We start from the raw sequence: 25,445 nt of genomic DNA on the forward strand, positions 1-25,445 counted from the left end.
GATCTGCTCGCTCGTATACGTACGCTTACTCATTGAACGTTCTCCTTAAAAATCTCTAGGAAACCGTCCGCACCCCCATTTGTCTATTAGCCCTGGGCCCGCGTATCGAAAGATATGCGGGCCCATCGCGCTACGCTGGTGGCCCTAGCTGCGCCGTCGTTCCGCAAGCGCCCCGTCGTTCCGCAACGCGCGCGGGCGCAACACGCCACCGCTACTTAATACTCAACAACCAGGCGCCCCACAACCTCGTGGTTCTTGAGTTTCTCGATACCCTCGGGAATCTCCTCGAAGGGGATGGTGGTGACCTGCGGGGTAAGTTTCCCGGTGGCCATGAACTCGTAAATCCCGGCAATATCCGCCTTGGTACCGCCGTTGGAGCCGATGAGGCGGCACTGGTTGAGGATGAGACTCTTCGTGGAAATAAGGGATTCTAGCTTGCCCATTCCCACAACCACCACGGTGCCATCACGGCGGATAATATCCACGGCGTCCGCGGTGGTGGTGCCGAAACCGGCAAAGTCTACGATGAGATCAAAGGTAATATCCGAGAAGTCCTTGATACTCCCTTTTACGCCCTTGGCGCCGATCTTTTCGGCCAGCGGCCACACCTTTTCGTTAATTTCAGCCACGTACACATCCGCGCCGGCGAGGACCGCCACCCGCGCACCGATCTGCCCGAGCCCACCCAGGCCAATAATTCCCACGGTTTGGCCCTTCTGCAGGCCACCCTGGGTCACAACCGCCGCGTGGGACGTCATTCCGGCATCGGTTGCCGCGGCGCCCAGAACAAAATCAACCCCGTCCGGAAGCGGGACAAGCGCTTCGGCCGGAACCGCCATTTTTGGAGCGAAACCGCCATCGAAACTGTAGCCCGGGGCACCGGCCGCGGTGGTGGGGCACACACCCACGCGGTCCCCGACCCGGTATTCGGTGACGCCCTCGCCCACTTCGGCCACAACGCCCGAATTTTCATGCCCGATGGTGATGGGCCGTTTGGCGAGCATAGATAGCCAGCCCTCGTCCGTGAGCAGACCAACATCCGAGTGGCAAATACCGGCCGCCTTCATCTCCAGAACTACTTCGCCCGGACCGGCCGTGGGTTCAGGAACCTCATTGAGAACAAGAGGTTCATGGGTATTGGTAAATTGCCAAGCCTTCATCACAACTCCTTTTATGTGGCGGTGCGGCGCTTCGATGCACCGCAAGGGACTTTAAGCCTAGCATTTCTTGTTTGTTTCGTCACTATTTGCGCGGTGGTTGCGCTGAGAGCGTGAGGTGCGAGCGCGGTCGGGAGATGGTACGACGCCGCCGCTACCTGCCGCGCTCCCCTCCCGCTACCGGGGTTTAAATCCGCACCGAGTACTGCGAGCGGTCGAAATAATTGCGCATAGTGCTCGGTTCGTCGGTAATAATGCCATCAACACCCAGGTCAAGGAGTCTCTCCGCCTCCGCGGCCGAATTAATTGTCCAGGCGTGTACCGCCAGACCCTGCGCGTGAGCGAGCTGCACAAAACGAGCGGTGAGCACGGGAACCGGGCGCCCGAGCTTGCCGTCCTCGCCCTCGCGGCGGCGCAAGCGTGAAAGAGGGCGGGGTAGCGAGCGCGGGCGGGGCAGCGCGATATCAACCGGCACCTGAACGGCCTGGAAGCCGCGCTGCGAGCCGGGGAATTTGGCGATGCGCACCCCCTGCACCCCGGGCAAGCGGGAGAGAGCCATGAGCCAGGCCACCGCGGAACGGCCCAGTGAAAATGTGGCTCCCGGGAGCTGACTACGCATACGCTCCACGCGAGGTTGGGAGAAACTTGCCAGGCAAACCCGCCTGGCAGCCCCGGTGCGCCGCACCGCCGCCACCAGCGGTTCCACGGCCGCATCGGATTTCGCGTCGAGATTAAAAACAGCATCCGGGAAGGCGTCGAGGACTTCGTCTAGGCGCGGCGGGCGTTCCCCGGCTTCGTTACGGACCTGCGCAACTTCCGCCCAGGTGTGCGCACTGACCGGGCCGACCCCGTCCGTGGTGCGGTCCAGGAGCGGATCGTGGAGGATAACCGCCACCCCGTCCGCGGTGGTATGCACATCCGATTCGATATGCCGAAATCCCGCGCGGTAAACAGCATCAAAAGCGCGCAGGGAGTTTTCCGGGTATTCGTTACCGCCACCGCGGTGGGCGATGATGAGCGCCGGCCCATCAATATCGTAGAGTCGCCCCATTACTTACAATCCGCCTCGAGAGGCTGGGCTTGACGTTCTTCCAGGAAGGCCAGCGGGTCGAGGAGTTCGTCATTGGCGGCGTGAATCTCCAGGTGAAGGTGCGGGCCGGTGGAATAGCCATTCGAACCCACCGCTCCGATCACGTCACCGGCCTTGACCTTGTCACCGGCCTTGACGAAAACTCCGTCGTCGTACATATGGATATACCAGGAGCTGAACTTTTCCCCGTTAATGGTGTGCTCAATAATAATGAGATTATTGGAGCGACCCTGGATGCCTTCGCCGGCGTGCTTGACCACACCGTCGGCAATGGCATGGATCGGGGTACCGGCCGGAGCGCCGAAGTCCTGCCCGGCGTGGGAGGACACCTCACCGGAAATCGGATCCACGCGGGTACCGAAAGGCGAGGTGAGGCGGTAGCTACCCTCGGGGAGCGGCTTAACGATGAGGCGATCCGTGGGGATATCAAAAGCGGCACGGGTGCCGGAGGCCCCGGCGGAAGTCGGGCAGGCCCGGCGCGGATTTTCTGCCGCGGTGCGGGCCTGGGCGCGCTGAATCGCGCCGACTTCCCCGGTGAGCTGGGCCGGGGTGGTGAATTCTTCCGCCACGGGTGCCACAAAAGCCGGGTTGGCGGCCTGCGCCGCATTCCCCTGCAAAGTGGACATGACGGGAAGCACCATGCCCAGGCAGGCCACCGCTCCGATAAGAATATTTCGGTAAGGGGAAACGGAACGCGCCACCGCCCATTGCGCGGCAGCCCCGGCCAGGATGCGGTCTGAACGTTCCCGGTTGTGCGCGCGCCCGCGGGCTTCACCCGCACGCAGCGCCGCGTCGATATCCGATTCGGAGAGGACTTCCGTGCCCTCGCTATCGGTGGTGATTCCCACGGCGGGAGCTGCCTCGCGGGCGGCGAGGGTTAAAGAGGAAGGAAGAACGACGCCGAAAGCGGCCCCGCGCCCCACTTCTACCTGCGGTTTCAGTTCCGGGGTGGGGAGCGCTGCGATATCTGAATTGCTGCCTGCGGGTACCGCGGTGCAGGCCCGTTTGCCGCGCGCGGGAAGTTCACGCACCGGTGCGAGCGGTGCGTGTGTTGAGGTTGAGACAACCGGGGCGAGCGCTGTGACTGTTGCTACCGTTGCGGCCGTTTCTACGGTTGCGACCGGGGCGACGGGAGCGGCGCGACGCCCGCGACGCGGGGATCGCGAAGCTTCAGCCCGTTTGCCGGGGGTGCGCACCCGGTCAGTATCTTCTGCGGTAACCACCACCCGGGAAGTTGAGCGGGATACCGACATGGCGGCACGGCGAGCACGGCCGGCAGAAGTTTCAGGCAAAGCAGACACGGCATGCGACGTGGGAATCGCATCCGCAGCAGGCGCTACGTGTGATGCGCGCGCGGCGTGTGACGGGGCCGTGTGCGAGCCTGCAGGCCGCGAGCTTTCCGCGCCCACATCCGCGGTGCTGCGCACGGCGCGTTTCCCAACGCGCTCCTGCGGAGCCTCACTCGCCCGGACAGCCCTGCGCCCGCCGCGAGAGGTGTGGTGTGCCGCGCTCACTGCTCCCCTTATTATTTCCGCCCTGAGACCGGTCATTCCACCGGCCTATTACTGTTACAAAATGATAACGGTCAGCGCTCGAAAGGCAAAGAGTTTTCGCCACATGAGCCGTCGTGCCCCGCACGCTAACCACGCCATCCCGCTCCCGAAGCACACCCATGACACACCACTATATCGGCGCTATCTCGCGGTTTTAGGAACGGCGCTGCATGGAATCACGCACGTCCCCGACGAGGTCTTCAATGACGTCTTCGAGGAAGATCACACCCGTTACCTTTCCGTTATCTTCCACGATGGCCATATGCGTACCCGAGGTTTGCATAGTCCGCAGGGCATCCTCCACACCCGTACTGGCGGCAAGGCTGCGCACCGGGCGCACCAACCGGGCGGAAATGGGCAGTTCGCGCTGGGCGGCGTCGAGAATATCTTTCACGTGAATATACCCGACGATATTTCCGCCACTGACCAGCGGGAAACGCGAATACCCGTGGTCCGCCACCAGCCGTTCCACCTGCGCGGGCGTAGCGGTGCGCGGGCAGGTCACCACCCTATCGAGAGGCAGCATGGTGTCCCCCACCTGATGTTCGGAAAATTCCAGCGCCCCCGTAATGAGTCCCTGGGTATCTTGGAGCACCCCGGCCGCTTGGGACGCGTGCACAATCGCCGCTACTTCGGAGGCGGTAAAAGCGGAGATGACCTCGTCTTTGGGTTTCATACCCATCCAGGAAACGATATGTACCGCGAGCCAGTTGAGGGATCCGGTTACCGGGCGGAAGATGCGATCAAAAATCAGTAGCGAAGGCACGAAAAGCATGCCGAGGCGTTCGGGATGGGTGACCGCCAGGTTCTTCGGCACCATTTCTCCCAGGATCACGTGCAGGGCGGTCACCAGGAGCAGGACCAGCACAAAAGCGATGGTGTGGGCGAGAACCGCCCCAGCACCCACAGCAGCCAGTGGTACCAGCAGCAGTGCCGCGAGCGCCGGTTCCGCGAGCGCCCCGAGAGCCACCGAGCACAGGGTTACGCCGAGCTGGCAGGCGGCCAGCATTTCATTGAGGTTGCGGGAGGCCGCCAGGGTTTTCGCGGCGCGCGGATTATTTTCCGCCAGGGGTTCCAGGCGAGAGGGCCGCGAGGCGGTGAGTGCAAACTCGCAGGCCACGAAATAAGCGTTTCCGGCGAGCAGCAGCACGGTGAGAATAAGGGCGAGGGTATTACTCATGGATTTTCACCTCCACCGTTTCCACGCGCCGCTCGTCCATAGCGCGCACGGTCAGCTGGGCGTCGTCGACCTCCACCGTGTCCCCCACCACGGGAATGCGGCCAAGTTCGGCCATAATCAGCCCTCCGAGGGTTTCGTAGGGACCGTCTTCGGGCAGGCGCACCCCGCAGATACGGAAAGCTTCGTCCGGGCGCAGCAATCCGGGCACCACCCAGGTTCCCGGTGCGGTGCGGCGCGCGCCTCCGCCGCGGCGGTCGTGTTCGTCCGAAATATTGCCGACGATTTCTTCCACGGCGTCCTCGAGCGTCACGATTCCGGAGGTGCCGCCGTATTCATCAACGACGACGGCCGTTTGGCCACCGATATCCCGGAGCACCACCAGGAGCTCGGGCAATTCCATCGTTTCGGGCACCGCAAATGCTTCGCGCATCACCGAGGAAGACGTAACGGGCACATCCGCGCGCCGCTCGGCGGGAATGGCCACCGCGGGGCGCAGGTGCGCGAAACCGCGGATATCGTCCAGGCCACCCTCGCCCACCACGGGGAAACGCGAGAAGCCGGTGGTGCGGGCCGCGGTAATAACATCCGCCGCCGAGGCTGTTTCTTCCAGGTACTCCACCCGGCCGCGGTCGGTCATAATATCGATGGCGGTGAGCCCGCCCGCGCCAATGGAGGCGGTGAGCAGGCGCGCGGTGGAAGGCTCCAGGGTGCCGGCCGCCGCGGATTGGCGCACCAGAGCGCCCAGTTCCGGACCCGAGCGCGCCCCGGAGATTTCATCGGCCGGCTCCACACCCATGCGGCGCAGCAGCCAGTTCGCGGTGGCGTTAAAGGAAACGATCACGGGTTTGAAGACCACGCTGAAGGCGTGCAACGGGCCGCCCACCCGGGCCGCCGTGCGCAGCGGTTCGGCCAGCGCCATATTTTTTGGCACCAGTTCCCCGAAGAGCATGGAGAAGAGATTGACGAGGAGGAAGGCCGCGGCCGCGGCAATAGCAACCGCCGCGGCACGTGCCACCCCGGCCGCACCGAGCCAGCCCGTCAGTATCTCCGTGAGGGGTTGCTGGGCCACGTAGCCGAGCAAGATCGTGGTGATGGTAATGCCCACCTGGCACGCGGACAGGAAAAGGGAGAGGTGGTGGAGGCGTCCGGCCACGCTGGCGGCAGCCGGGTCCTCCGCAGCACGCGATTCCACCGCGGCCGGATCCAGGGCCACCAGGGAGAATTCCGCGGCCACGAAAAGCGCGGTTCCCAGCGTGAGGAGGATGCCAAGAAGTAAGAGAAGAGCGTTGGTCACATAAACTCCAAGATAGGTACTTCTTGCAGTCTAGCGATTCCCACCTCCCGCGCGGGAGCCGTAGTGCGTGAGCCGAAGCGCGGGCGTGAGCCGAAGCGCGTGCGTGAGCAGAACCGCGTGGGTGAGCCGCGCGGGCGCGCGCATACGTAACCGGACCCCGCGGCAAGCACGGTAGGATTTACGTAGTAACAAGGGAGGCAGCCGTGGATTCTTTACGTGTCATCTTCATAGGCGATGAGTTGGTGGCCGGGTACGGCGATGCGCGGGCGCTCGGGTGGACGGGCCGCGTTATGGCACGCACTCTCACCGATCCTCCGCTTCTCCCTCTCACCTTGGCGGTTCCCGGTGAAACCATTTCGGAGATGGCCGAGCGCTGGGAACGGGAAGTTGCTTTACGTACCGGGCCGGAAATTGAAGCACGCCTGGTGATCGGGCTGGGCAGTCACGATCTGGAGCGCGGCGGCACCCTGGCGCGGGCACGCCTGCACCTGGCAAATCTGCTGGATTCCGCGGACCGGATGCGGATGCGCCCCTTCGTGGTAGGCCCGCCTCCGCGCCCGGATCTGCCCCGCGATGTGCAGCTCAATTTGTCCAATGCCTACCGGGATGTCACGGAGCGACGGCGTTTCCCCTTCGTTGATACTTTCAGCCCACTCGTTGATCACGAACAGTGGAATACCGATATGGACCTGAGCGGGGGTTACACTCCCCGCCAGGCCGGTTACGGGCTCATGGCCTGGCTGGTTCTCCACCACGGGTGGAACCAGTGGCTCGGGATTCGCGAAGCTCTTTAGTAGTACGCTCCCTGCCGGAAATCCCAGCTGAGGAAGGATTCCGAAAGCAGCTGGAGAATCCGATCCAGGTACACACCCTTGCGGATAAGCACCGGCGCGGGGGTGACCATGCGCTGCCCGTTCTGCTCGGGAACAAGGTTCCCCGCCGCATCAACGAAGGACACCATAACGCCCTGCTCCCAGCGCGTAGCTTCGGAGGCATCAGGCTGGATGGACGTCACGTAATCATCGGCTTCGATCACCAGGTCCGCTTCGGTGGCAATATCGGTTCCTATCCCTTCCACTTTGCCACGGTTCCCACGCCCGGAGGGGTTCGCTGAGGAGGCGAAAACGAGCTTCTTATCTTTTTCCCACAGCTCCGCGGCGATCTGCTCGGCGGCCTTGCCGTAGCGGATCACGAAGCAGGAGGTTCCGCGCCCGTCGCGCACCAGGTTACGCGCTTCACCTTCTTCGGGAATGTATTTTTCAGCCGCCTCGGCCCGCCACGGCAGGATGCAGCCCATGAGGATATCTGCATCCCAGTTCTTCTGGTAAAAATCGCGGATCTCCGGGGTCAGCTGCGCCAGGGTTTCCAGTTCTTCCATAGAGCCGCACAGCACCACGGCGGGCTTATTGCGCTTGCGATTCTTCACCGCAAATTTCCGTTCCAGCCCGGCCGAATCCGTGGTGGCGATAATATAGCCGACCTTGGTGGGGAGCACGCACATGGCGCCGCCCGCGCGAAGTAGCTGGGTGGCTTCCGTATTCAGTTCGCCATTCCAGTGCACATATCCTTCAGCCACGCGGGCCTCCTTATTTCTCTCATCCGTGGGTGCTTGCGTTTCTCCGCGAAACGTTCACGCAAGGTTCCTTGCCGCGTTCTTTTCGGTACGACGCCGCCCGGCGCGTGCCGCGCCGGGGAAACCGCGCGCTCTCGAGACTAATGTAAATTCCAGATTTTGAGACATCTTGTTCACATTCTGGACGTTCGGGAAGTGTTCCGCGGATCAAAATACCCGCCTGTGCGGGGACTATCCGGAGTAACATAGCACGTGGACTGTCGAGGATATTGCCGTTTGCCAATGGGGACACGGCGAATGAAAACCATACGGAAAGGCACTAGCGGGAATGAGCGGAGTGGGATCTGAGGGAGTCGACGTTCTTGTTGTGGAATCCGGAATCCTCCGTGTTGAGATCTCCTATGCCGGGAAAACTGGCTGGGCACTCGCCCATAACCAGGTTCCGGTTGTCAAAAATATCCTCGTTTCCAATAGCTCAGAAAGCGAGGCGAGCGAATGCGCACATCTGGAACTCACCGCCCGCATTGGCTCGAATCTACTATTTGACATCACCGTTCCCGTCCCCGAACTTCGCCCCGGAAAAACTACCGCGATAGCGCCTCGTTTCCTTGAACAGACTCGCCTAGATCCGAATAATCCTCTGTTACAAGCTACCGAATCACAACCGGGCACCCTTGAGGCACACCTGCGGTGCGAAGGAAGTAGCACGGCCGAAAGCGCCCGCACCAGTTTGCGTATCCTCGCTCCGAATGAGTGGTTCCACGCTCCGGCGTATTTTGAGTCCCTGGCAGCTTTCGCTCAGCCCAATGCACCGCAAATTCCCGCGCTTGTGCGCAAGGTTTCTGATTTGCTCAAAGAGGCTACCGGGGATGCCTCAGTGCAGGGGTACCAGGCCGGTACCGAGCGGGTTCTCCAGATTATGTCCGCGGTCTACGCAGTCTTAGCTGCTGAAGATATCCGTTACGTCACCCCGCCTGCCTCTTTCGAGAATACCGGCCAGCGCATTCGCACCACTGAGGAAGTTCTCACCGCACAAGCGGGGACCTGTATCGACCTGGTCCTCGCGTATGCGGCTTTAGCGCAGGCATGCGGCCTTCTTCCGGTTATTATCCTGGTGCCGGGCCATGCCCTTGTCGGCATTGCAACCACGGAGGATGGTCTGCGCGAACCGGTTATTACCGAACCGGCCGCCATCAATAATTATTTACGCTCCGGTGCGGTCCTTGCCTTAGATGCCACTTTTTACGATGCCTCACTCAGCTTCTCCGATAATCTCAACCGCACCAAGGCACAGCTCACAGACGGTACCGTCCTTGCCCTCATCGGACTGACAGAATCCCATAGAGACGGCCTGCGCCCGCTTCCCACCCAAGCGCCGCCGGCCTCCGCGCTGCCGGACACCGCAACCGCAGGAGACACCTCCACTTCTAGCACTCAGTTGTCCTCCCCCGCGGCTGATATTCGGGCTGCCGGAAAGCTAGTACAGCAATTGCGGCTGGAAGACTCCGCGGATCATCTCACCTTGGATACAGCAGATCCGGCCCCCGCGCGTGTCCAGCGCTGGAAGCGCGAGCTATTGGATCTCACCTTGCGCAACCGACTCCTCAATATCAAACCGGCTAAGGAAGTTCTTGAATTCGAGGTCCGGGCCGGAATGCTGGCGGATATCGACGATCGCATCTCGCGCGGGGATCGTATTACGATGCGAGCTCAGGATGATCTTTCCGATAATCGTTTCCTACGCGGAACCACGGATGTCAGTGATTTATCCGATTCTGAGGTGAGCTCCGAATTGAGCGAACGTGGAATCCTTTTCGGGCACGTGACGGACTACCGTTACGCCGACTTCTTTAAAAACTTGGCCCGTACCACGAAAACTCTTGCAGAAGAAACGGGATCCGCCAATCTTTACCTCATGCTCGGAACGATGCGCTATACGAGCAAAAACGGAAAAGATGCCCGCGCACCGCTTTTCCTGCTCCCGGTACGGCTACGGGGCGGTTCGGGCCGTTCTCGTTTCACGATCCAAGCCGATAACAGTGCCGAGGCCACCCCCAACCACTCTCTGGTGGAATGGCTCCATCAGGAACACGGCGTGCATATCACCGCACTTTCCGAACCGAAGCTTGATGACTCCGGTCTCGACATCGACTACGTTCTCCGTGAGATTTCTGCCGCCCTTGTCCGCGAAAATCTTCCCTTTACCGTCACCCGGGATGCGTACCTCGGGATCGCAAAGTTCTCCACGTTCGGAATGTGGCGTGATCTGCGCGATCACTGGGATATTTTTATGGAATCTCCGGTGTTTGAACACCTAACGCTGCATCCCGGGGAAAGCTTTGTGGAACCGGGGGACCTCCCACCGATTGAGGACATTACCCCGAATGAGGCGGAGCTTAATCTTCCTATTCCCGCGGATGGCGCGCAGATGCGCGTGGTATCGGCTGCCGGCAAGGGATATAGCTTCGTGGTGGAAGGCCCTCCGGGAACCGGGAAATCTCAAACAATTACGAATATTCTGGCCCATCTCCTAGAACAGGGGAAACGGATACTGTTCGTAGCGGAGAAGCAGGCTGCGCTCGACGTCGTTAAAACACGTATGGAGCGTATCGGCCTGGCACCTTTTATTCTCGATTTACACGGTGGAGAGCAGCGCCCGCAGGCGATTCGGGATCAATTGCGCGGCGCGATTGATGCGAGTGTTCATTACGATATGCACCGCTGGGATAATGCGCGCGCACTCTTACGCTCCCGTTTAGAACCTCTCGCGGCCTATCCGGCGCTCGTGCACGGAATGAATGCGGCCGGGCATTCGCTATGGTCAGCTGTCACCGCCTCCCTCGATCTTGGCGAGGGTGCGGTAGCGGTAGTTCCGCAACGCTGTGTCACCGATCCGAATGCACGTGCGACTATTGCTGCTATTGACGAAGCTCTGCCCAATATCGCGGTGCGAGCGCGCAGTACCGATCTGGCCGCTATGTCCGCCTGGCGGCTGGTAGGCCCTCATCACGCCCCGCTCCCTGAGCTCATACGCGCTTTTGACGGGCTCGCGATCATGGCCGCGCACTGCGAGCACTACCCGGAGATTGTCGATACCCTCGAGAGTGTTCCGCTTGCGGACGTGCGCAAAGCACTCGATGGCACAACGCCTTTATTGGATCCGGCTGAAGCACGGCATCTGGCCTCATCCACGTGGAAAATCGCCTCAGTTGCCGATAAACTTGCCCGGCTCGCTCCCGAACTGAAGTTTTTCACCGACCTTTTCTCTCCCACATTCTTCGCGTACGGCGAGACCTCCTCACTCACTCACTCACGCGCTCGATGATCTCGCGGAGGGCGGCTTCTTCGGGAAAAAGAAACGCTTGGCTGCCTATCGTTCGGCCCTCATCCCGGCGCTGCCCGCAGGTAAAGAGCCAGATATCGAGGGAGAGCACTCTCCCGATACAGTCCGAGCAGCGCTCGGTCGGCTCAGCTATATGCGCCGCGCGGTTGCGGATCTGGAGACCGAATTAGAGAGTATTCCAGGAGCCCGGCAGCGAGTGAGCGTTCCCCTCAGCGACCCGAGCGCTCCGGCAGCTCTCGCGGAGGCCGCGAGCTCTCTCGAGCGTTCTGTGGAACTATCTACCCGCTTCCCCGCCTTGGTTGAGTTGACTCGCCGCGCAAACAACATGGATGATGTGCGCGCCGCGCTCGAGGTGATCAGCGCCAGCTGGAATTCCTGGGTGCATGCCGCCGATCTACAGCTCCCCGCGGAGAACCGGTGGATGAGCGTTTTTAAAGAATGGTATCCGCGCTGGTCAGCAGCCGGGCGAGATTCCCTAGCTGCCGCGGTTGAGTGGCGCCGCGCCACCGCTATCTTGCGCGACAACGGTCTGGAAGAATTCCAACACCAAATCGAAATGGGTGAAGTGCCAGACCGCGATATCTCCCTCGCGTTCCGCCGTGGAGTAGCCTCCACCAGCGCCGAAGAACGCATGCGTTCCTTCAGCGGTCATATTTCCCTATCGGAACAAAATAGCTCGGATCTTGCACGTCTCCAGGAAGCGTTCGCCACCATTCAAGGTGAAGCCACCCAGGCACTGCCGGCCACTCTCATGGCGCGTCGTTCCTTCCGCCCCGGGGAACTCCACGGAAAAGTAGGCACTCTGCGGCGCAACCTGGATCGCAAACGCGGGGCGCGCAGCTTCCGCTCGTTGCTTGAAGAATTCACCGAGGAGATCCTAGAAGCCACTCCCTGTTTCTTTGCGAGTCCGGCATCGCTCGCCACTTTCGTAGATCCCACTGCCGTAGTTTTCGACGTCGTCATTTTTGATGAAGCGAGCCAAATTACCGTTGATCAGGCAATGGGTGCTATCGGCCGTGCCAAAGCGGTTATTATTTCCGGAGACAGCCGGCAGATGCCGCCTACTCGTTTCGGGAAAACCGGTCCTTTCAGCGGCGACGATGAGGACCTCGACGATCCAGATCGCCCGCTTGTGGAGACAGTCGTAAGCGATTTGGAGTCTATTCTTTCTGAGGCCGTTGAATCGGGCCTTCCGCGCCTCTGGCTGTCCTGGCACTACCGCTCGCGGGATGAATCCCTGATCGCCTTCTCTAATGAGGCATATTACGAAGGCAAACTCTCCAGTTTCCCGTCACCCGGTAGCGCGGGACTTTTCGGCGGCGCGGGTGTGAGTATGCGGCGTGTGGATGGAACATTCGACCGCAGCCGCGGTGCCACGTTCCGAACCAATCGGGTGGAGGCCGAAGAAATTGTGCGTGATATTCACCGGCGCCTTAATTCTCCGGCGTTAGCGCACCAGTCAATCGGTGTCGTCACCTTTAATATCCAGCAGCGCAACCTTATCCTGGACTTGCTTGAAGACTCGCGCGATCCGCTTATCCGCGCCGCAATGGAACAGGAAAAAGATCCACTTTTCGTGAAGAACCTCGAGAACGTCCAGGGCGACGAACGCGATGTCATTATTTTCTCAACCGCATTTTCACCGCGCGAGCCCGGTGGACCACTCCCCCTCAATTTCGGGCCGCTCAGCCGCGAAGGCGGTGAGCGCCGTTTCAATGTGGCCATTACCCGCGCGCGCAGTGAGGTTCTGGTGGTCACCTCGTTTGATCCGGAAGACATCGATCTCAATCGCACCCGGTCGCGCGGAATGCAGGACTTGCGTGAATATATGCTGCGGGCTCGCGCCCGCACTCACAACGACGGCGCTGCTGCCGCGCCAGCGGATACGGATGCGGAAGGGAGCTCCGCAATTCCCCGCGCCCTGAGCATTAATGACAACCCGGTCCGTGACCGACTCATGCACGAGCTGCGTGAGCGCGGCTGGGAAGTGGAGGGCGATTACGGCCTCTCGAGCTACACCCTCGATATCGTGGTGCGCGAGCCGGGGAGCAAGGTGTGGCTTCTGGCTGTCATGTTTGACGACGAAAAATGGAGTTCGCTCCCCACCGTGACTGATCGTGACATCACTCCGCAGCTTCTCACCTCTATGATGGGTTGGCTCGCGGTGGAACGAGTGTGGCTTCCGGAGCTGCGTCGCGATGCGGCTGGGGTTATTGACCGCATTGATGCTTCGGCGCGCGCAGCCAGGGAACGGTACCAGGAAGAGGAACGGAAGGCAGAAAAACGCCAGGAGCGTGCCGCGAAAAAGCTGGCTGGCCGCAAAGCCAAACTCACCCGCGAGGCTGCCGCGGATAGCGATGCCGCGCCCTGCGAGGATCTCTCTCAACATGGGGAACTCACTCCGAAGCCTGACCTCACCCGCCGCGACCCGGTAAGTGCCAACCGCGCCCCGGTACGCACCCACCAGGACCCGGATGTCGAACCGGCCCTCACCTGGCGCGAAGTACCTTCTATGCAGCGCAGCACGCCCACAAAAGCGAAACGTGCGGCTGAGCCAGCTCAACGCGGCACCCAGGAGGATCCGCAACCAACCCCGCAATCTGCCCCGCAACCGAAGCGAAGTACAATTCGGGTCGCTCTCAAACCAGCCACCCCGGAAAATCCCACTGATACTTCTGAGGAACGCTGGCGTTTTGGGGAGGCGTGGGAAAAACACGGCACGCAACCCGGAAAATCCGCCCGTCAAACAAGCGCGAGCGTTGATGACTGGGGCGCGGATATTCCGCCATGCCCAGCACCTCTAACCCTCCCGGACACGTCGCCCTTGGGGAGTCGGGAGGAGCTGGAATTCCCCATGTCTACCGCGCGAACAGCCGAAGTACGCGAAGCTGTGCGGGAGATGATCGAAGAGAGTGCACCACTTCCTTTGCAGTCCTTGCGGGTAGCGATTGTTAAGAGGTTCGGGCGGCAACGGACTTCCGAGAAGGTTAACAAAATACTCGATACGTTCATCCCTCAGGATCAGATTTTCGTTGATGATTCCGAGGGCCAAGAATTCGTATGGCCTGAGGATGTCTACCCGGAGAATTGGCATTACTACCGGCCCTATCCTGGCCGGATTCTCAGTGAGATTCCGCTGCGCGAAATTTATAATATGGCGCGCGTATTGGTGGAAAAGTATCCCGGAGAATACCAGTGGGGCCAATTCCCTGATGAGGATTTCGTGCGCCGTATTCTCAAAGAATTTAGCCTTTTGCGGCTCAGCCCGGATTCCCAGGCTCGGGTGAGCGAAGCGCTGCTTTTGTACGGAAAGCGCCAGTAATAAGCGCAAATAATTCGACATCCGCACGTACCTTGTTTAAAGCGCGGCCTAGTTTTACTGCTCAAGCGAACCGCTTGCCCCGCCCGCGCGACGGGCTTGGCTCACCGATGCAGTGAAACTGGGGTTTCCTAACACTTGCCAGATTTACTCGTAGTGCGTCCACATCCTTAGAATCGTGACACACCTACGTTCTTCATCCACTTCGTAAACAAGGCGATGCTGAATATTGATCCTTCGCGAAAAGCATCCCGAAAGTTCACCAATAAGCTTCTCGTATCGCGGCGGTGTCTCAAAGGGATCGCGCGTTAAGATTTCGAGCAACTTGGCGGCTTTGATTTTAAGGCCGCTTTGAGAGAGAAGTTTCGCGTCCCTTCGAGCCTGACGAGAGAATTCTAACGACCACGCCTCTACCAATCGAGAGCCTCACTCGTGCCGCCCTCACGCCGAGCCTCCTTTACCGACTCAACGAAACCGGGAATCTTCGACAAATACAAGGTTTCTTGAATAGCACGCCAGTCATCTTCCCCAACCAGGACAGCGTTATGGCGTTGTCCGGAAATAGTGACCGGCGTACTTTCCTCATTTACTTCATCGATAAGACGATACAGATTCGCTCTAGCCGCGGTCGTGGTTATAACGTTCATACCGGTAGCGTACGCCATTCCGTACGAACTCTCTAGAGGCACTTCCCTCCCGCTTACCCGAGCGGGCGGCGCCGGTAGAGGCGCAGGGCTAGCCAGAGGAGCACGCCGGTAGCGAGCGCCGTCGTCGTTACTATCCACCACAGCCCCTGGACCGCAGCGCCACTCGCCACGGCACCCACCGCATCATTCAAACCGAGCGGGCTATAGCGCGCGCCCGCCTCCCACATGCCGCCGAAAGCCAGCACGAGGTAGGCAACGAAACCGATACCGGCGCTGGCCAACATATTTCCCGTCGCCACCGCGTCCAGCACCACCACGGAAAGCAGGAAAATAATCGCGAGCAGCCAGAGCGCCGCGGCTCCTAGGAGCGCCCACACGGCGCCGTCGTCGAAAAGAATACGGGTGAGGATGCCGGCCACCGCGCTCCCGCCGAAGGCCACCGCCGCCACCAACAGAACCGTGCTCAGCATTTTCCCGGCGAAAACTGCCGCGCGGCTCACCGAACGCGTGACGATCACAACCACCGTGCCACCGAGCAGCCCGGTAACAATCTGGTAGGCGCCGAGCATCACAAAAAGGATCCCGAAAATCTGGTGGAGGTTTTTCACCCATTGCGCGTGCGCCTGGATCCAGGTCGGCTCGGGCATGGCCGCGCCGAGTGCGGCCGCGGTATCAGGCCCGGCCAGCGCAGCAATAATATCCGGGGCGTAAAGCGCCGTCAGCGGGGAGATAACCGCGAGCAGCAGCGCCAGGCCGAGTACCACCCACGTGCTGGGCACCCGCGCCAGCCTGCGCAGGTCGTACCGCAGCACCGCGCGGTTTCCGGTACGAATTTCCGCAGAATTCATTGGCTTACCTTTCCGCGCGAGAGGTACTCGTACACATGCTGAAGCGAGGGCAGGGCGACTTCCAGGCGCGCTTCCACACCCGCGGCCTCGCACGCCGCCGCGATGGCGGTACGGGCCGCCGCGGTATTCGCGCGCTCCACGCTCACCTGCACCGTGGCGCGTTCGGGCCGATAAAGAGCGAGCACCTCATCGAGGGGGCCTTCGGCAAGAAGGGTGCCCTCGTGCAACATCCCCACGTGGTCACACACCTGCTGCACATCCGCGAGCAGATGCGAGGTGAGAAGCACCGTGGTGTGCCCGGAAAGCTCGCGAATAATATTGAGCACATCCGCGCGCCCCAGCGGGTCGAGGGCGCTCGTCGGTTCGTCCAGCACCAGGAGCCGCGGGGCACCCACCAGGGCCAAGGCGATGCCCAGGCGCTGCGTCATGCCGCGGGAAAATCCGCCGATATTCCCCGGGGCGCGGGTCAAGCCCACCAGCTCCAGCAGATTGGCGGCGCGGCGCCGGGCAATCGCGCGTTCTACCCCAGAAAGCTCACCGAAGAATTCGAGGGCCTGCGGCGCGCTCATCCACCCCGGCAAGCTGGGCACGTCCGGAAGATAGGCGACGCCGGGCACCGGGGCGGCCGGCAGCGTCCCCCGCTCACGCCCGAGCACCCGCGCCGTGCCGGAACTGGCGGCGATAAGCCCCAGCAGAATTTTAATTGTGGTAGTTTTCCCGGCGCCGTTTCCGCCGATCAACCCGTAAACCGAGCCCTCGGGCACGTGCACATTGACATTCGTGAGGGCCGCGAGTCCCCCAAAATTTTTACTGAGATTTTCGGTGTGAACCGCGTACGTTTTATCCATAAAGCTCACGCACCGTTTCGCTCGCGCTGGCGGCTTGTGTTGCGGGCGCTTGCGCCGCGCCTTGCGTTGTTCCCAACGCCGCGGCCGTGTGCGTTCCAGCCGTTTGAGTTCCGGCCGTGTGCGTTCCAGCTCCGGCAGCACGCTGTTTTTCCCAGGCCCGCCGCTGCGCCAGTGCCGTGCGCGCCCGCGCGTACATAAAGAGGAACAGCAACGTGCCCACCAGCGAGCCGAGTAGAACAATCACCACCCAGCCCAGGCGCGGCACTCCGGCGAGCTGCCGTTCCGGCCACCGTGAGAGCAGCACCAGGCTGGTGATCAGCAGGGCGAGTTGAATAAGTGCCACGATTCCCAGGGCGATCTGCGCCGGCAGGGGCAAAGCAAGAAAATCTTCCATGGTTACTCAGTTCCTTTCGTATCGGATGAGCGCTTGGTGCCGTGTGCGGTAGTGGCGGCGCTTGCGGCACTCGCCTCGTTTTCGGCAGGATTTTCCGGGTGCTTACGTTTGAGCACACGGTCCAGATTCCGCAGTGCTCCGCGCGTCGTAGCGACGACGACGCCAGCTGCCACAGCGGGAAGTGCCACCGCAGTGCATCCGGCCAGGAGGGATGCTGAGGCCGGGCGGTGGCTGGCACTGCGATCCTGTGCCGCAACCGAGAGGATCGCCGTGGATTGCAATCCGACCGCGAGCGCGGTAGCCGCAACATCCACGCGTTCGCGATTGCTCCAGGCGGCGAGTGCCGTGCCAGCAACTCCGAGGAGCGCTGCGGGCGCCACGGCCTGCGGCGCCGGAACTATGTTGCGCGGGCGCAGGTTGGCATGAAAACCGGAAGGCAGGAGCCGGTGGCGGCGAGCCACCAGAGTAGCCGCTCCCACGGCGAGGAGTCCGCCCAGAGCAGGCGCGAAGGTGAAAGCGCGGCGGGTGCGGAGCGGAATATAGCCCTCAAGGTCGGGCAGGGAATCATCCGGGCGGATTATTCCCAGGCGTACCGCGAGCGCCCCCATATTAATATCCCAGCCAATCCCGAAGCTGCGCGGCACAAAAATCCGGGGATTTTCCGGTTCGAACCAGCGCGAGCGAGCCTCGCGGCAACGCAGGGCTTCCAGGGAGGCGGGGATCCCGAAGACCGTGGGAACTGTGGAATCAGTGGGAGTTGCGGTAGGCGTGGGAGTAGTGGGCGAGCTAGGCTCCGGCATTGTTATCACCTCGGTCGGTTGTGAGGGCGGTGAGATGGGATGTGACGACGGCGGCAAGATGGCGCCATTCGCCAGCGAGGCTTTCCCCGTAGGTTCGGCCAGCCGCGGTGATCGTGTAGATCTTGCGCGGGGGCCCGGCCGGGGATTCCTCCCAGTGAATGGCCAGGTGGCCAGCCTTCTTGAGGCGGTTGAGAAGCGGGTAGAGGGTGCCGGCCGATACCGCCACACCCGCGTTTTCCAGGCGCTGGAGCAGCGCCCCGCCGTAAGCCGGCGCTCTGGAAAGCGAGGCGAGCACGATAAGTTCAAGCACGCCTTTACGAAGCTGGGAATCAGCCACCACTTCCCCCTTTCAGTCACTGCGGCGCAGGTGCTAGCTTGGTCCGTTTCCGTCTGCACATTCACACCGCTTGTATGCATCACATAGTAGTAGGGATGGCACAGTAGCGCGGCGAGTTTTCAGGATATGAGAAATCCAGCAGTTTCTCCGCTACTATCGGGCCAATAGTTCAGCCCGCCCGAGGTTCCTCGGTGTGGGCTGATCCTCTACCCACGGATGAGTTTGGGGCCTAGCCCCCCCATTACCGGTTCCTTTTACTTTTTATCCAGGGAATAGGCGATGCTAAAACCCCGAACCTTTCGGAATTCTTGACGCGAGGTAGGGAAGGCATAGTGGCCACCCTCGAAGTTGTGGTAGATATCGAGGCCGCGGCCTAAGAAGATGAGCCATCCCGTATCGGCACGCAACCAGCGGTCATGCGCACGCGAATCGAAAATCACATCGAGGTCAATACCCTGCTCAGCGGCATTTTCCGTGATCTTATCGAGCATCCGAACCTGAAGTTCGTGATGCTCATCTTTCTTCGCCCTCAGTGTGAACAACCGAAAGCGGCATCGCTTTTCGGGATTTTTCACCAGGGCCACAACCGCCATGAACTCAACGAGGTTACGTCCCTGATACGAATAGCTGATGAATGGGTCATGTAATTCAACATCCGTACATCCCCGCAGATAGGAGGCAAATAGCAAATCGAAGGTAACACCGGTTTGCCCCTCGTCGAAGATGCGGTAGCCCGGAAACGCGACACTGTGCCGACCAGACCCGTATCGATGCAAAGATCCCTGCACGCCGTGGTCACCACTAGTTTCCAATACACGTTTCCCCATAAGGAAAATATAGATGACCGGCCAGCCGTTCTCGGCAGGGGTGGCTGATCCCACCCCGCGGCCCGCAACTTCTACTCGTTCTACTCGCAAAGCACCGCGCGAGCCACACCTTCGTCGCCGCATACTTTCTGCATAGTGACATTCACACTGGCCTGTCTGTTAACCGACCAGTCAGACCAGAACCCGCTAGCGGAAACGCCCTCGCAAACTCAAGACCTACAGAATGTACATCCTGAGCATTAAGGGCCACAGAGTGTACGCCCACGACAGAAAATCAAAGGAAAATGGTCACCCACGTACATTTTGTCAGCCAGGCAAAGTGCAACCGCCCACCCGCGGCATTCGCCAGATGGATATACCCCGCCGGCTCGGGGGTGTTTTCCGAGGTGTACTGCACCTGTAAAACAATCGCAGTACAGCTATGAAAACACGCCCCCTCCCCGCTGGTACTAATGTGACTATTGGGATTATTGAGATATTGAGATGAGGTCTTGGATTGAGTCGAGCGGCGGCGTACCCCGTCGAGACCCACCCCGCCAACTAGCGGCGCCGTCGTACAAAAAAATAAAGGGCCCGGAAACCGGGCCCTCTACGCTTCTCGCAACAGCGAGCACCCCACTTTAGGAATTGGGGCGCTTGCCGTGGTTCGCCTTCTTCTTGCGGCGATCCTTGCGCTTACGACCACGCTGGCTCATGTTCTCTCCTCACGTCACGTTTTCTCAGCTCGTAAACGAGCAACCACATTAGCTTACCAAGGGCGGCCGGTCTGGTAAATAAAACCGGCACAATGTGGCGAAACTACCCGAAACGGCGCCCGCTACCCGAAATCGCGGGTAGTGCGCCGGTAGATCGAAATCTGTTGTGCAATCCGCACCCGCAACGTCGCCGGCGCGACCTCCCGGCACGAAGCTCGTAAAATATCACGCACGTGAGTTTCCGCTTCGGCCCGTTCCGTGCAGCGCGAACAGCCCGAAATATGGGCCTGCAAACGCTCGCTTTGCACCGCCGAAAGCTGGTGATCAAGATACTCGAAAAGATAATCCGTAATATCCCTGCAGGAACACTCCCCCGCCGCGCTATCCAATTCAACTCCGCGGTTCCGGAACGAGTCTTCTACCCCGCGCTGCAACCTATCCTCACCGCTCACTGCTTCTCCTTCTTCCCATAGCCGAGTTCACGCGCGTAGTCCGCGAGCAATTCCCGCAGCTGCTTACGCCCGCGATGCAGACGGGACATCACCGTTCCGATCGGTGTTTCCATGATGTCCGCAATCTCCTGGTAGGAGAAGCCTTCAATATCCGCAAGGTAGACAGCCATGCGGCGGTCCTCCGGCAACGCACTCAAAGCATCGCGAATTTCCGATTGCGGCAGATTCTCCAGGGCCTCCGCCTCCGCGGACATCATCCCCGAGGACGCGTGCGAAGCCGCCCGATATTCCTGCCAATCCTCCACTTCCGAGGAATCAGCCTGCTTGGGCTGGCGCTGCGCCTTGCGGTAATTAGAAATAAAGGTGTTATTGAGGATGCGGTAGAGCCACGCCTTCAAATTCGTGCCCGGCCGATACTGGTGGAAAGCCGAGAAGGCTTTGGCGTAGGCCTCCTGAACCAAATCTTCAGCGTCGGCAGGATTGCGCGTGAGGCGCATCGCGGCCCCGTATAACTGGTCGAGATACGGAAGAGCATCCCGCTCGAACCGCGCGGCGCGTTCGGCGGCGGTTTCATCGGGGGCGCTTCTTATTAGGTCTGTGCTCATCATGATCTAGCCTAGCCCGTCTGCTGGACTAACATGGGTATAACGCCCGGAAAACGCAGGTATATTCCCCGATTTAGTGTAACAATATAGGTATGGGTATGATTCGATTCCTCGCGCGGCCCCTGCTCGCCGCGCCCTTTATCGCACAAGGGTTATCCGCGGTACGCCACCCCGAGGACCACCAGGAACGGGTGGAGAACATCGCCGGCCTTGCCGGCATGGCCGGGGTTGATCTCGAATCCGTTGACACCACCACTCTCACTCGCGCACTGGGCGCCGTCCAGCTTATCGGCGGGGCTTTCCTCTCCATCGGCAAATTCCAGCGCCTGTCCGGAGCTGCGCTCGCCCTCACCCAAATCCCGGTAGCCCTGGCCAATCACCCGGTCTGGGCAGCTGAAAAGAGCGAACGCCGCGAGGTGCTGGGCGGGCTGCTCGGCGCGCTCGGGCTGGCCGGCGGCGCCGCGCTGGCGTGGACGGATCGCAAAGGCAAGCCTTCCCTGGGGTACCGTGTTTCCGAATGGCGCGATCAGCGCAATGAGCTCGCGGATGTGCGGGCGCAAGCACGCGAACAAATCAGAGAGGCGAAGCGTTCCTAAATGACTGACCTGTGGCCAGCACCGTTCCACCCATCCCCCGTTCGCGGCAGCGTGGACGTTCCCGGGTCCAAATCGCTTATGGCGCGTTTCCTCATCACCGCCGCGCTGGGGGAAGCCGGCACGGCTGGGCGTATCGTCGCGCCCCTGCGCGCCCGCGATACCGAGCTCATGGCCCGCGCCCTCGCGGATATGGGCGTGGGGGTGGCCTGGCAGCGCGGCGCGACCGAAGCTGAGGATATTCTCGATATTTCCCCCGCTCCCCTCCACGGCGCCACCATTGACGCGGGGCTCGCCGGCACGGTCATGCGTTTCGTACCGCCGCTGGCCGCTTTCGCGCGCGGTGAGGTTGTGATTGATGGCGACGACGCCGCCCGCGTGCGCCCCATGGACCCGGTCGTGCGGGCCCTGCGTGACCTGGGAGTGGAGGTTGATGCCGCCAGCGATAGCGCCGGGCGGGCGGTCCTCCCGGTGCGGGTCCACGGACAGGGGCATCTGGCCGGAGGAACGGTGGAGATTGATTCCTCCGCCTCCTCGCAATTCATTTCCGCACTGCTGCTGGCGGGTCCGCGCTGCGAAGGCGGGCTGGTGCTGCGCTCGGTGGGGCCCAAGGTTCCTTCCGCTTTCCACCTGGCTATGACGGTGGACGTGCTGCGCCGGGCCGGTATTCAGGTTGAAGAATTCGCGGCCGGCGGGGCGCCTGCGGATCGCGAGCACCCGGCGGTGGAATGGCATGTGCATCCTGGCATACCGCAACTGGGAACAGTGGTGTTAGAACCGGATCTTTCCAACGCATCCCCCTTCCTGGCCGCCGCTATGGTGACGGGTGGAACCGTGGAAATTCCGCGCTGGCCGGAACGCACCACCCAACCCGGGGCGCAGATCGTCGATATTTTCACGGCCATGGGAGCGCGCGCCCACCTGCGCGCGGATGGCGTCCTCGAACTCACCGGGCCGCGGGACATTGCCCCGCTTGACGCGGATCTCAGCGATGTAGGCGAGCTCACGCCCACAATCGCCGCGGTGGCGGCTTTTGCGACCGGGCCGAGCGCGCTGCGCAATATCGGGCAGTTACGCGGGCATGAAACCAACCGTCTGGCCGCGATCACGGCGGAACTGAGCGGCGTGGGAATTCCCGCCCGCGAAGAAGGCGATGACATTATCATCACCCCGCCAGCGGTGCCGAGCGGGGCGGGTGGGCCGGCCCCGCGAGCCACGGGCGAAGGCCCGGTCATCCGCAGCTACGAGGATCACCGCATGGCAACTTTCGGGGCGATCCTCGGCCTGCGCATCCCCGGACTGCGCGTGGAAAATATTGCCACCACCGGGAAAACCATGCCGCGTTTCGCCCATATGTGGACAGACCTGGTGGGCCGATGAGGGATATCGGTACCGACGATCCGCGCGTGCGGGTGCGCCCCGGAAAGGGCTCGCGGCCGCGCACGAAGATTCGGCCCGATTACTCCGACCGGCCCCTCGGCCAGGTCGTCACCATTGACCGCGGGCGCTACACCGTGCTCATGAACCACGGCACCCGCATCATTGCGGTCAAAGCGCGGGAATTGGGCCGGGGCGCCGTCGTCGTTGGAGATAAAGTACGCCTGACCGGTGACCTGTCCGGACGCAAGGACACCCTGGCCCGCATCGTTTTTATCGAGGAACGCAGCTCGCAACTCACGCGTTCCACGGACGAAGGAAACGAACGCGAACGTACCATTGTGGCGAACGCGGATCAGATGGCGATCGTGGCGGCGCTCGCGCAACCCGAACCGCGGCGCGGCATGATTGACCGTTGCCTGGTGGCCGCGCACGATGCCGGGATGGATCCGCTCCTTATTCTTACCAAAGCGGATCTGGCGTGCCCGGATGCCTTGCGCGCGTATTACGAACCGCTCGGGGTACCGATTCTCGCAACAGCTTTGCGGGGCGACGCCGCCGCTGCGCCTTGCGGGGAATCTGCCACGCAAGCGGGCCTGGACGCAGTGCGTGCGGCGCTGCGCGGGCGAACCACGGTGCTCGTGGGTCATTCCGGGGTGGGGAAATCCACTCTTCTCAATGCGCTGGTGCCGGCCGCCGCACGCGAAACCGGGCACGTCAATGAGGTGACCGGAAAAGGCCGGCACACCTCCACCTCCGCCATTGCTTTCCCGCTCCCCGGTGGTGGGCACCTCATTGATACGCCGGGGGTGCGCAGCTTCGGGCTGGCCCACCTGGACGCCACCGATATCCTCCACGGCTTCCCCGACCTGGAAGAAACCGCGCTGGAATGCCCGCGCGGATGCAGCCATGCCGCTACCGAACCCGAATGCGCCCTCGATACCCTCACCGATCCACGCCTGCGCGAGCGGGTGGGTTCCTTACGCCGCGTGCTCGCCTCGCGCGGCTTTGAAGAATGGGAGAAATAAATGGATGCTAGCGCCACTATCGCCTTTCTGCACACCGTTGCGGATGCCGTGGATGCCCTCACCCTGGAGCGTTATGAACGCCGCCGCCTCACCGTGGATACGAAGCCCGATAATTCGCCGGTATCCGACGCGGATCGGGCCGCTGAGCGGCTCATCCGCGAGTACCTGGAGCGGGATTTCCCCGGGGACGCCGTCTACGGGGAAGAGGAAGGCGGCAGCCTTGAGCACGCCCCGCGGCGTTGGATCATTGACCCGATTGACGGCACCCGCAACTACGTGCGCCACAACCCGGTCTGGGCCACTCTCATCGGCGTGGAGGAAAATGGGAAGATGGTGGCCGGTATGGCGTCGGCTCCCGCACTCGGGCGGCGCTGGTGGGCGAGCCGCGGCGGCGGGGCGTGGCTGAGTGAAAACGGGGGCGCACCCCAGCGCCTGCGCGTCTCCGATATTGATCGAATGGACCGGGCTGCTTTCGGTTTTTCTTCCCTCTCCAGCTGGGATGAAACCGGGAGCATGGCCACCCTCATCGCTTTCGCCCGCGCCACCTGGGGTACTCGTGCCTACGGGGCCTTCTGGCCCTATATGTTGCTCGCCGAGGGCGCCTTCGATATTGCCGCGCAACCGGGCTTGGATGTTTACGATATGGCCGCGCTGGTGCCGATCGTGGAAGAGGCCGGGGGAACCTTCACCTCGCTGGAGGGCAAGCCGGGCCCCTGGTGGGGAAGCGCGCTGGTGACCAATGGAAAGTTGCACGCGGCCGCCCAAGCAATTATTAATGAGACACATATGCAGCCGGGCGGCGGGGAAGAGACGCGCCCGGATAGCCGAAACTAGCCGAAGGAGGAACTGTGGGACGCAGTGATAAGGCCGAGCCGCTAATCGAGAACGAGGGCTTCCCCGCGGGCGCGCCGGCCGGCGTGCCTGCCAGTGCGCTTGCTAGTGCGCCTGCCAGTGCGTCTACCAGTGCGTCTTCCAGTGCGCCCGCGCGCGAAGTTCTCACCTGGGAGCGGTTCGGTGAGGTCACCCGCGAACTCGCCCGCGACATCTGGGATTCCGGCTACCGCCCGGACATTATCGTGAGCGTGGCCCGCGGCGGACTGCTTCCCGCCGGTGCGATTGCCTACGCTTTAGACCTCAAGAGCATGCTCGTCCTCAACGTCGAGTTTTACACCGGTATCGGGGTCACACTCAAAGATCCGCGCCTGGTGGAACCGTCCGGTGACGTGCGCGGCATGGCGGGCAAAAAGGTTTTAATTGTCGACGACGTCGCTGACTCAGGGCGTACCCTCCGCTTCGTCAAGGAACTCTGCGAAGAGTACGCCACGGAGATTCGCGTGGCGGTCCTCTACGAAAAGTCACGCTCGGTGCTCAAACCCGATTACGCCTATTTGCACACCGACTCGTGGATTGCCTTCCCGTGGTCGGATAAGGACCCGGTCAACGGGGGTCAGGCAGAAGCCTAAAAATTTTTGTCGTAGCTCGGCA

At 61.6% G+C, this 25,445-nt stretch carries 25 protein-coding genes; 8 read left to right on the forward strand and 17 right to left on the reverse strand.

Annotation, left to right across the window (positions count from 1 at the left end; translation table 11 throughout):
* Window positions 1–215: 215 nt before the first annotated feature.
* From ACRQEG_RS05600 to ACRQEG_RS05620, 5 genes are all read right to left on the reverse strand, one after another.
* A complete protein-coding gene (locus ACRQEG_RS05600) occupies window positions 216–1,160 on the reverse strand; it encodes a zinc-binding dehydrogenase (RefSeq protein ID WP_320757580.1) in 945 nt (314 codons plus the stop codon).
* 184 nt (window positions 1,161–1,344) lie between these two features.
* Entirely contained in the window at window positions 1,345–2,208 is an 864-nt protein-coding gene (locus ACRQEG_RS05605) for a glycerophosphodiester phosphodiesterase family protein (protein WP_274735312.1), read from the reverse strand.
* Entirely contained in the window at window positions 2,208–3,539 is a 1,332-nt protein-coding gene (locus ACRQEG_RS05610; protein ID WP_320757581.1) for a M23 family metallopeptidase, read from the reverse strand. The genes ACRQEG_RS05605 and ACRQEG_RS05610 overlap by 1 nt, the downstream gene beginning before the upstream one ends.
* A 415-nt stretch (window positions 3,540–3,954) precedes the next feature.
* Window positions 3,955–4,980 carry a hemolysin family protein gene (locus ACRQEG_RS05615; protein ID WP_320757582.1) on the reverse strand — a complete coding sequence of 342 codons (1,026 nt, stop codon included), beginning with the start codon at window positions 4,978–4,980 and terminating at the stop codon, window positions 3,955–3,957.
* Entirely contained in the window at window positions 4,973–6,274 is a 1,302-nt protein-coding gene (locus ACRQEG_RS05620) for a hemolysin family protein (protein ID WP_435733806.1), read from the reverse strand. The genes ACRQEG_RS05615 and ACRQEG_RS05620 overlap by 8 nt, the downstream gene beginning before the upstream one ends.
* Window positions 6,275–6,477: 203 nt before the next feature.
* On the opposite strand from ACRQEG_RS05620, the gene ACRQEG_RS05625 reads away from it, so the two are divergent.
* Window positions 6,478–7,068, forward strand: coding sequence for a GDSL-type esterase/lipase family protein (locus tag ACRQEG_RS05625; RefSeq protein WP_274732420.1), 591 nt, complete (start codon window positions 6,478–6,480; stop codon window positions 7,066–7,068).
* On the opposite strand, the gene ACRQEG_RS05630 is transcribed toward ACRQEG_RS05625, so the two are convergent.
* Window positions 7,065–7,850: an L-threonylcarbamoyladenylate synthase gene (locus ACRQEG_RS05630; RefSeq protein WP_274732419.1), complete on the reverse strand. Its 786-nt coding sequence runs from the start codon at window positions 7,848–7,850 to the stop codon at window positions 7,065–7,067. The genes ACRQEG_RS05625 and ACRQEG_RS05630 overlap by 4 nt on opposite strands.
* Before the next feature lie 325 nt (window positions 7,851–8,175).
* On the opposite strand from ACRQEG_RS05630, the gene ACRQEG_RS05635 reads away from it, so the two are divergent.
* The gene (locus tag ACRQEG_RS05635) at window positions 8,176–11,172 is read left to right on the forward strand and encodes a DUF4011 domain-containing protein (RefSeq protein WP_435733807.1); all 2,997 of its coding nucleotides are present in this window, start codon (window positions 8,176–8,178) and stop codon (window positions 11,170–11,172) included.
* A 37-nt stretch (window positions 11,173–11,209) separates the two neighbouring features.
* Window positions 11,210–14,512 carry an AAA domain-containing protein gene (locus ACRQEG_RS05640; protein ID WP_435733808.1) on the forward strand — a complete coding sequence of 1,101 codons (3,303 nt, stop codon included), beginning with the start codon at window positions 11,210–11,212 and terminating at the stop codon, window positions 14,510–14,512.
* A gap of 144 nt (window positions 14,513–14,656) precedes the next feature.
* On the opposite strand, the gene ACRQEG_RS05645 is transcribed toward ACRQEG_RS05640, so the two are convergent.
* The 11 genes from ACRQEG_RS05645 to ACRQEG_RS05695 form a co-directional block, all read right to left on the reverse strand.
* Entirely contained in the window at window positions 14,657–14,926 is a 270-nt protein-coding gene (locus ACRQEG_RS05645; protein WP_274732417.1) for a Txe/YoeB family addiction module toxin, read from the reverse strand.
* Window positions 14,920–15,156 (reverse strand): type II toxin-antitoxin system Phd/YefM family antitoxin, encoded by a 237-nt coding sequence (locus ACRQEG_RS05650; RefSeq protein ID WP_274732416.1) that lies wholly within the window; start codon window positions 15,154–15,156, stop codon window positions 14,920–14,922. The genes ACRQEG_RS05645 and ACRQEG_RS05650 overlap by 7 nt, the downstream gene beginning before the upstream one ends.
* 53 nt (window positions 15,157–15,209) lie before the next feature.
* On the reverse strand, window positions 15,210–16,004 hold the full coding sequence (locus tag ACRQEG_RS05655; RefSeq protein WP_274778303.1) for a hypothetical protein: 795 nt from the start codon (window positions 16,002–16,004) through the stop codon (window positions 15,210–15,212).
* Window positions 16,001–16,852 carry an ABC transporter ATP-binding protein gene (locus tag ACRQEG_RS05660; protein ID WP_274778304.1) on the reverse strand — a complete coding sequence of 284 codons (852 nt, stop codon included), beginning with the start codon at window positions 16,850–16,852 and terminating at the stop codon, window positions 16,001–16,003. The genes ACRQEG_RS05655 and ACRQEG_RS05660 overlap by 4 nt, the downstream gene beginning before the upstream one ends.
* Window positions 16,845–17,246, reverse strand: coding sequence for a hypothetical protein (locus ACRQEG_RS05665; protein WP_274732413.1), 402 nt, complete (start codon window positions 17,244–17,246; stop codon window positions 16,845–16,847). Before ACRQEG_RS05665 ends, ACRQEG_RS05660 begins: the two co-directional genes overlap by 8 nt.
* A 2-nt stretch (window positions 17,247–17,248) precedes the next feature.
* Window positions 17,249–18,046, reverse strand: coding sequence for a DUF5808 domain-containing protein (locus ACRQEG_RS05670; protein WP_274732412.1), 798 nt, complete (start codon window positions 18,044–18,046; stop codon window positions 17,249–17,251).
* Entirely contained in the window at window positions 18,033–18,383 is a 351-nt protein-coding gene (locus ACRQEG_RS05675) for a PadR family transcriptional regulator (protein WP_274732411.1), read from the reverse strand. Before ACRQEG_RS05675 ends, ACRQEG_RS05670 begins: the two co-directional genes overlap by 14 nt.
* 254 nt (window positions 18,384–18,637) lie before the next feature.
* Window positions 18,638–19,210, reverse strand: coding sequence for an MIT C-terminal domain-containing protein (locus ACRQEG_RS05680; RefSeq protein ID WP_274732410.1), 573 nt, complete (start codon window positions 19,208–19,210; stop codon window positions 18,638–18,640).
* A gap of 620 nt (window positions 19,211–19,830) precedes the next feature.
* Entirely contained in the window at window positions 19,831–19,905 is a 75-nt protein-coding gene (locus ACRQEG_RS05685) for a 50S ribosomal protein bL37 (protein ID WP_096334972.1), read from the reverse strand.
* 122 nt (window positions 19,906–20,027) lie between these two features.
* Window positions 20,028–20,357, reverse strand: a complete 330-nt coding sequence (gene rsrA / locus ACRQEG_RS05690; protein WP_016441762.1) for a mycothiol system anti-sigma-R factor — start codon at window positions 20,355–20,357, stop codon at window positions 20,028–20,030.
* Complete coding sequence (locus ACRQEG_RS05695; protein WP_016441763.1) at window positions 20,354–20,965, reverse strand: sigma-70 family RNA polymerase sigma factor; 612 nt, start codon at window positions 20,963–20,965, stop codon at window positions 20,354–20,356. Before ACRQEG_RS05695 ends, rsrA begins: the two co-directional genes overlap by 4 nt.
* Window positions 20,966–21,054: 89 nt before the next feature.
* Between ACRQEG_RS05695 and ACRQEG_RS05700 the strand changes: the two genes are divergently transcribed.
* The 5 genes from ACRQEG_RS05700 to ACRQEG_RS05720 are packed head-to-tail and all read left to right on the forward strand — an operon-like array spanning window position 21,055 to window position 25,423.
* Window positions 21,055–21,558: a DoxX family protein gene (locus ACRQEG_RS05700; RefSeq protein ID WP_039898130.1), complete on the forward strand. Its 504-nt coding sequence runs from the start codon at window positions 21,055–21,057 to the stop codon at window positions 21,556–21,558.
* Window positions 21,559–22,935 carry a 3-phosphoshikimate 1-carboxyvinyltransferase gene (gene aroA, locus ACRQEG_RS05705; RefSeq protein WP_016441765.1) on the forward strand — a complete coding sequence of 459 codons (1,377 nt, stop codon included), beginning with the start codon at window positions 21,559–21,561 and terminating at the stop codon, window positions 22,933–22,935.
* A complete protein-coding gene (gene rsgA / locus ACRQEG_RS05710) occupies window positions 22,932–23,960 on the forward strand; it encodes a ribosome small subunit-dependent GTPase A (protein ID WP_274778305.1) in 1,029 nt (342 codons plus the stop codon). Before aroA ends, rsgA begins: the two co-directional genes overlap by 4 nt.
* Window positions 23,961–24,794, forward strand: coding sequence for an inositol monophosphatase family protein (locus tag ACRQEG_RS05715; RefSeq protein WP_274778306.1), 834 nt, complete (start codon window positions 23,961–23,963; stop codon window positions 24,792–24,794). It begins immediately after the preceding gene.
* A gap of 14 nt (window positions 24,795–24,808) precedes the next feature.
* The gene (locus ACRQEG_RS05720; protein WP_274732407.1) at window positions 24,809–25,423 is read left to right on the forward strand and encodes a phosphoribosyltransferase; all 615 of its coding nucleotides are present in this window, start codon (window positions 24,809–24,811) and stop codon (window positions 25,421–25,423) included.
* Window positions 25,424–25,445: the final 22 nt, after the last annotated feature.

This window comes from Actinotignum stranguriae, from assembly GCF_051265215.1.
GTDB lineage: Bacteria > Actinomycetota > Actinomycetes > Actinomycetales > Actinomycetaceae > Actinotignum > Actinotignum schaalii_C.

Bases quoted from the DNA above. Each gene is read 5' to 3' on its own strand.
- ACRQEG_RS05700 (WP_039898130.1), top strand. From the start codon at position 21,055: ATGGGTATGATTCGATTCCTCGCGCGGCCCCTGCTCGCCGCGCCCTTT.
- ACRQEG_RS05635 (WP_435733807.1), top strand. From the start codon at position 8,176: ATGAGCGGAGTGGGATCTGAGGGAGTCGACGTTCTTGTTGTGGAATCC.
- aroA (WP_016441765.1), top strand. From the start codon at position 21,559: ATGACTGACCTGTGGCCAGCACCGTTCCACCCATCCCCCGTTCGCGGC.
- ACRQEG_RS05655 (WP_274778303.1), bottom strand. From the start codon at position 16,004: ATGAATTCTGCGGAAATTCGTACCGGAAACCGCGCGGTGCTGCGGTAC.
- ACRQEG_RS05665 (WP_274732413.1), bottom strand. From the start codon at position 17,246: ATGGAAGATTTTCTTGCTTTGCCCCTGCCGGCGCAGATCGCCCTGGGA.
- ACRQEG_RS05660 (WP_274778304.1), bottom strand. From the start codon at position 16,852: ATGGATAAAACGTACGCGGTTCACACCGAAAATCTCAGTAAAAATTTT.
- ACRQEG_RS05605 (WP_274735312.1), bottom strand. From the start codon at position 2,208: ATGGGGCGACTCTACGATATTGATGGGCCGGCGCTCATCATCGCCCAC.
- ACRQEG_RS05715 (WP_274778306.1), top strand. From the start codon at position 23,961: ATGGATGCTAGCGCCACTATCGCCTTTCTGCACACCGTTGCGGATGCC.
- ACRQEG_RS05670 (WP_274732412.1), bottom strand. From the start codon at position 18,046: ATGCCGGAGCCTAGCTCGCCCACTACTCCCACGCCTACCGCAACTCCC.
- ACRQEG_RS05615 (WP_320757582.1), bottom strand. From the start codon at position 4,980: ATGAGTAATACCCTCGCCCTTATTCTCACCGTGCTGCTGCTCGCCGGA.
- ACRQEG_RS05680 (WP_274732410.1), bottom strand. From the start codon at position 19,210: ATGGGGAAACGTGTATTGGAAACTAGTGGTGACCACGGCGTGCAGGGA.
- rsgA (WP_274778305.1), top strand. From the start codon at position 22,932: ATGAGGGATATCGGTACCGACGATCCGCGCGTGCGGGTGCGCCCCGGA.
- ACRQEG_RS05600 (WP_320757580.1), bottom strand. From the start codon at position 1,160: ATGAAGGCTTGGCAATTTACCAATACCCATGAACCTCTTGTTCTCAAT.
- ACRQEG_RS05650 (WP_274732416.1), bottom strand. From the start codon at position 15,156: ATGAACGTTATAACCACGACCGCGGCTAGAGCGAATCTGTATCGTCTT.
- ACRQEG_RS05695 (WP_016441763.1), bottom strand. From the start codon at position 20,965: ATGATGAGCACAGACCTAATAAGAAGCGCCCCCGATGAAACCGCCGCC.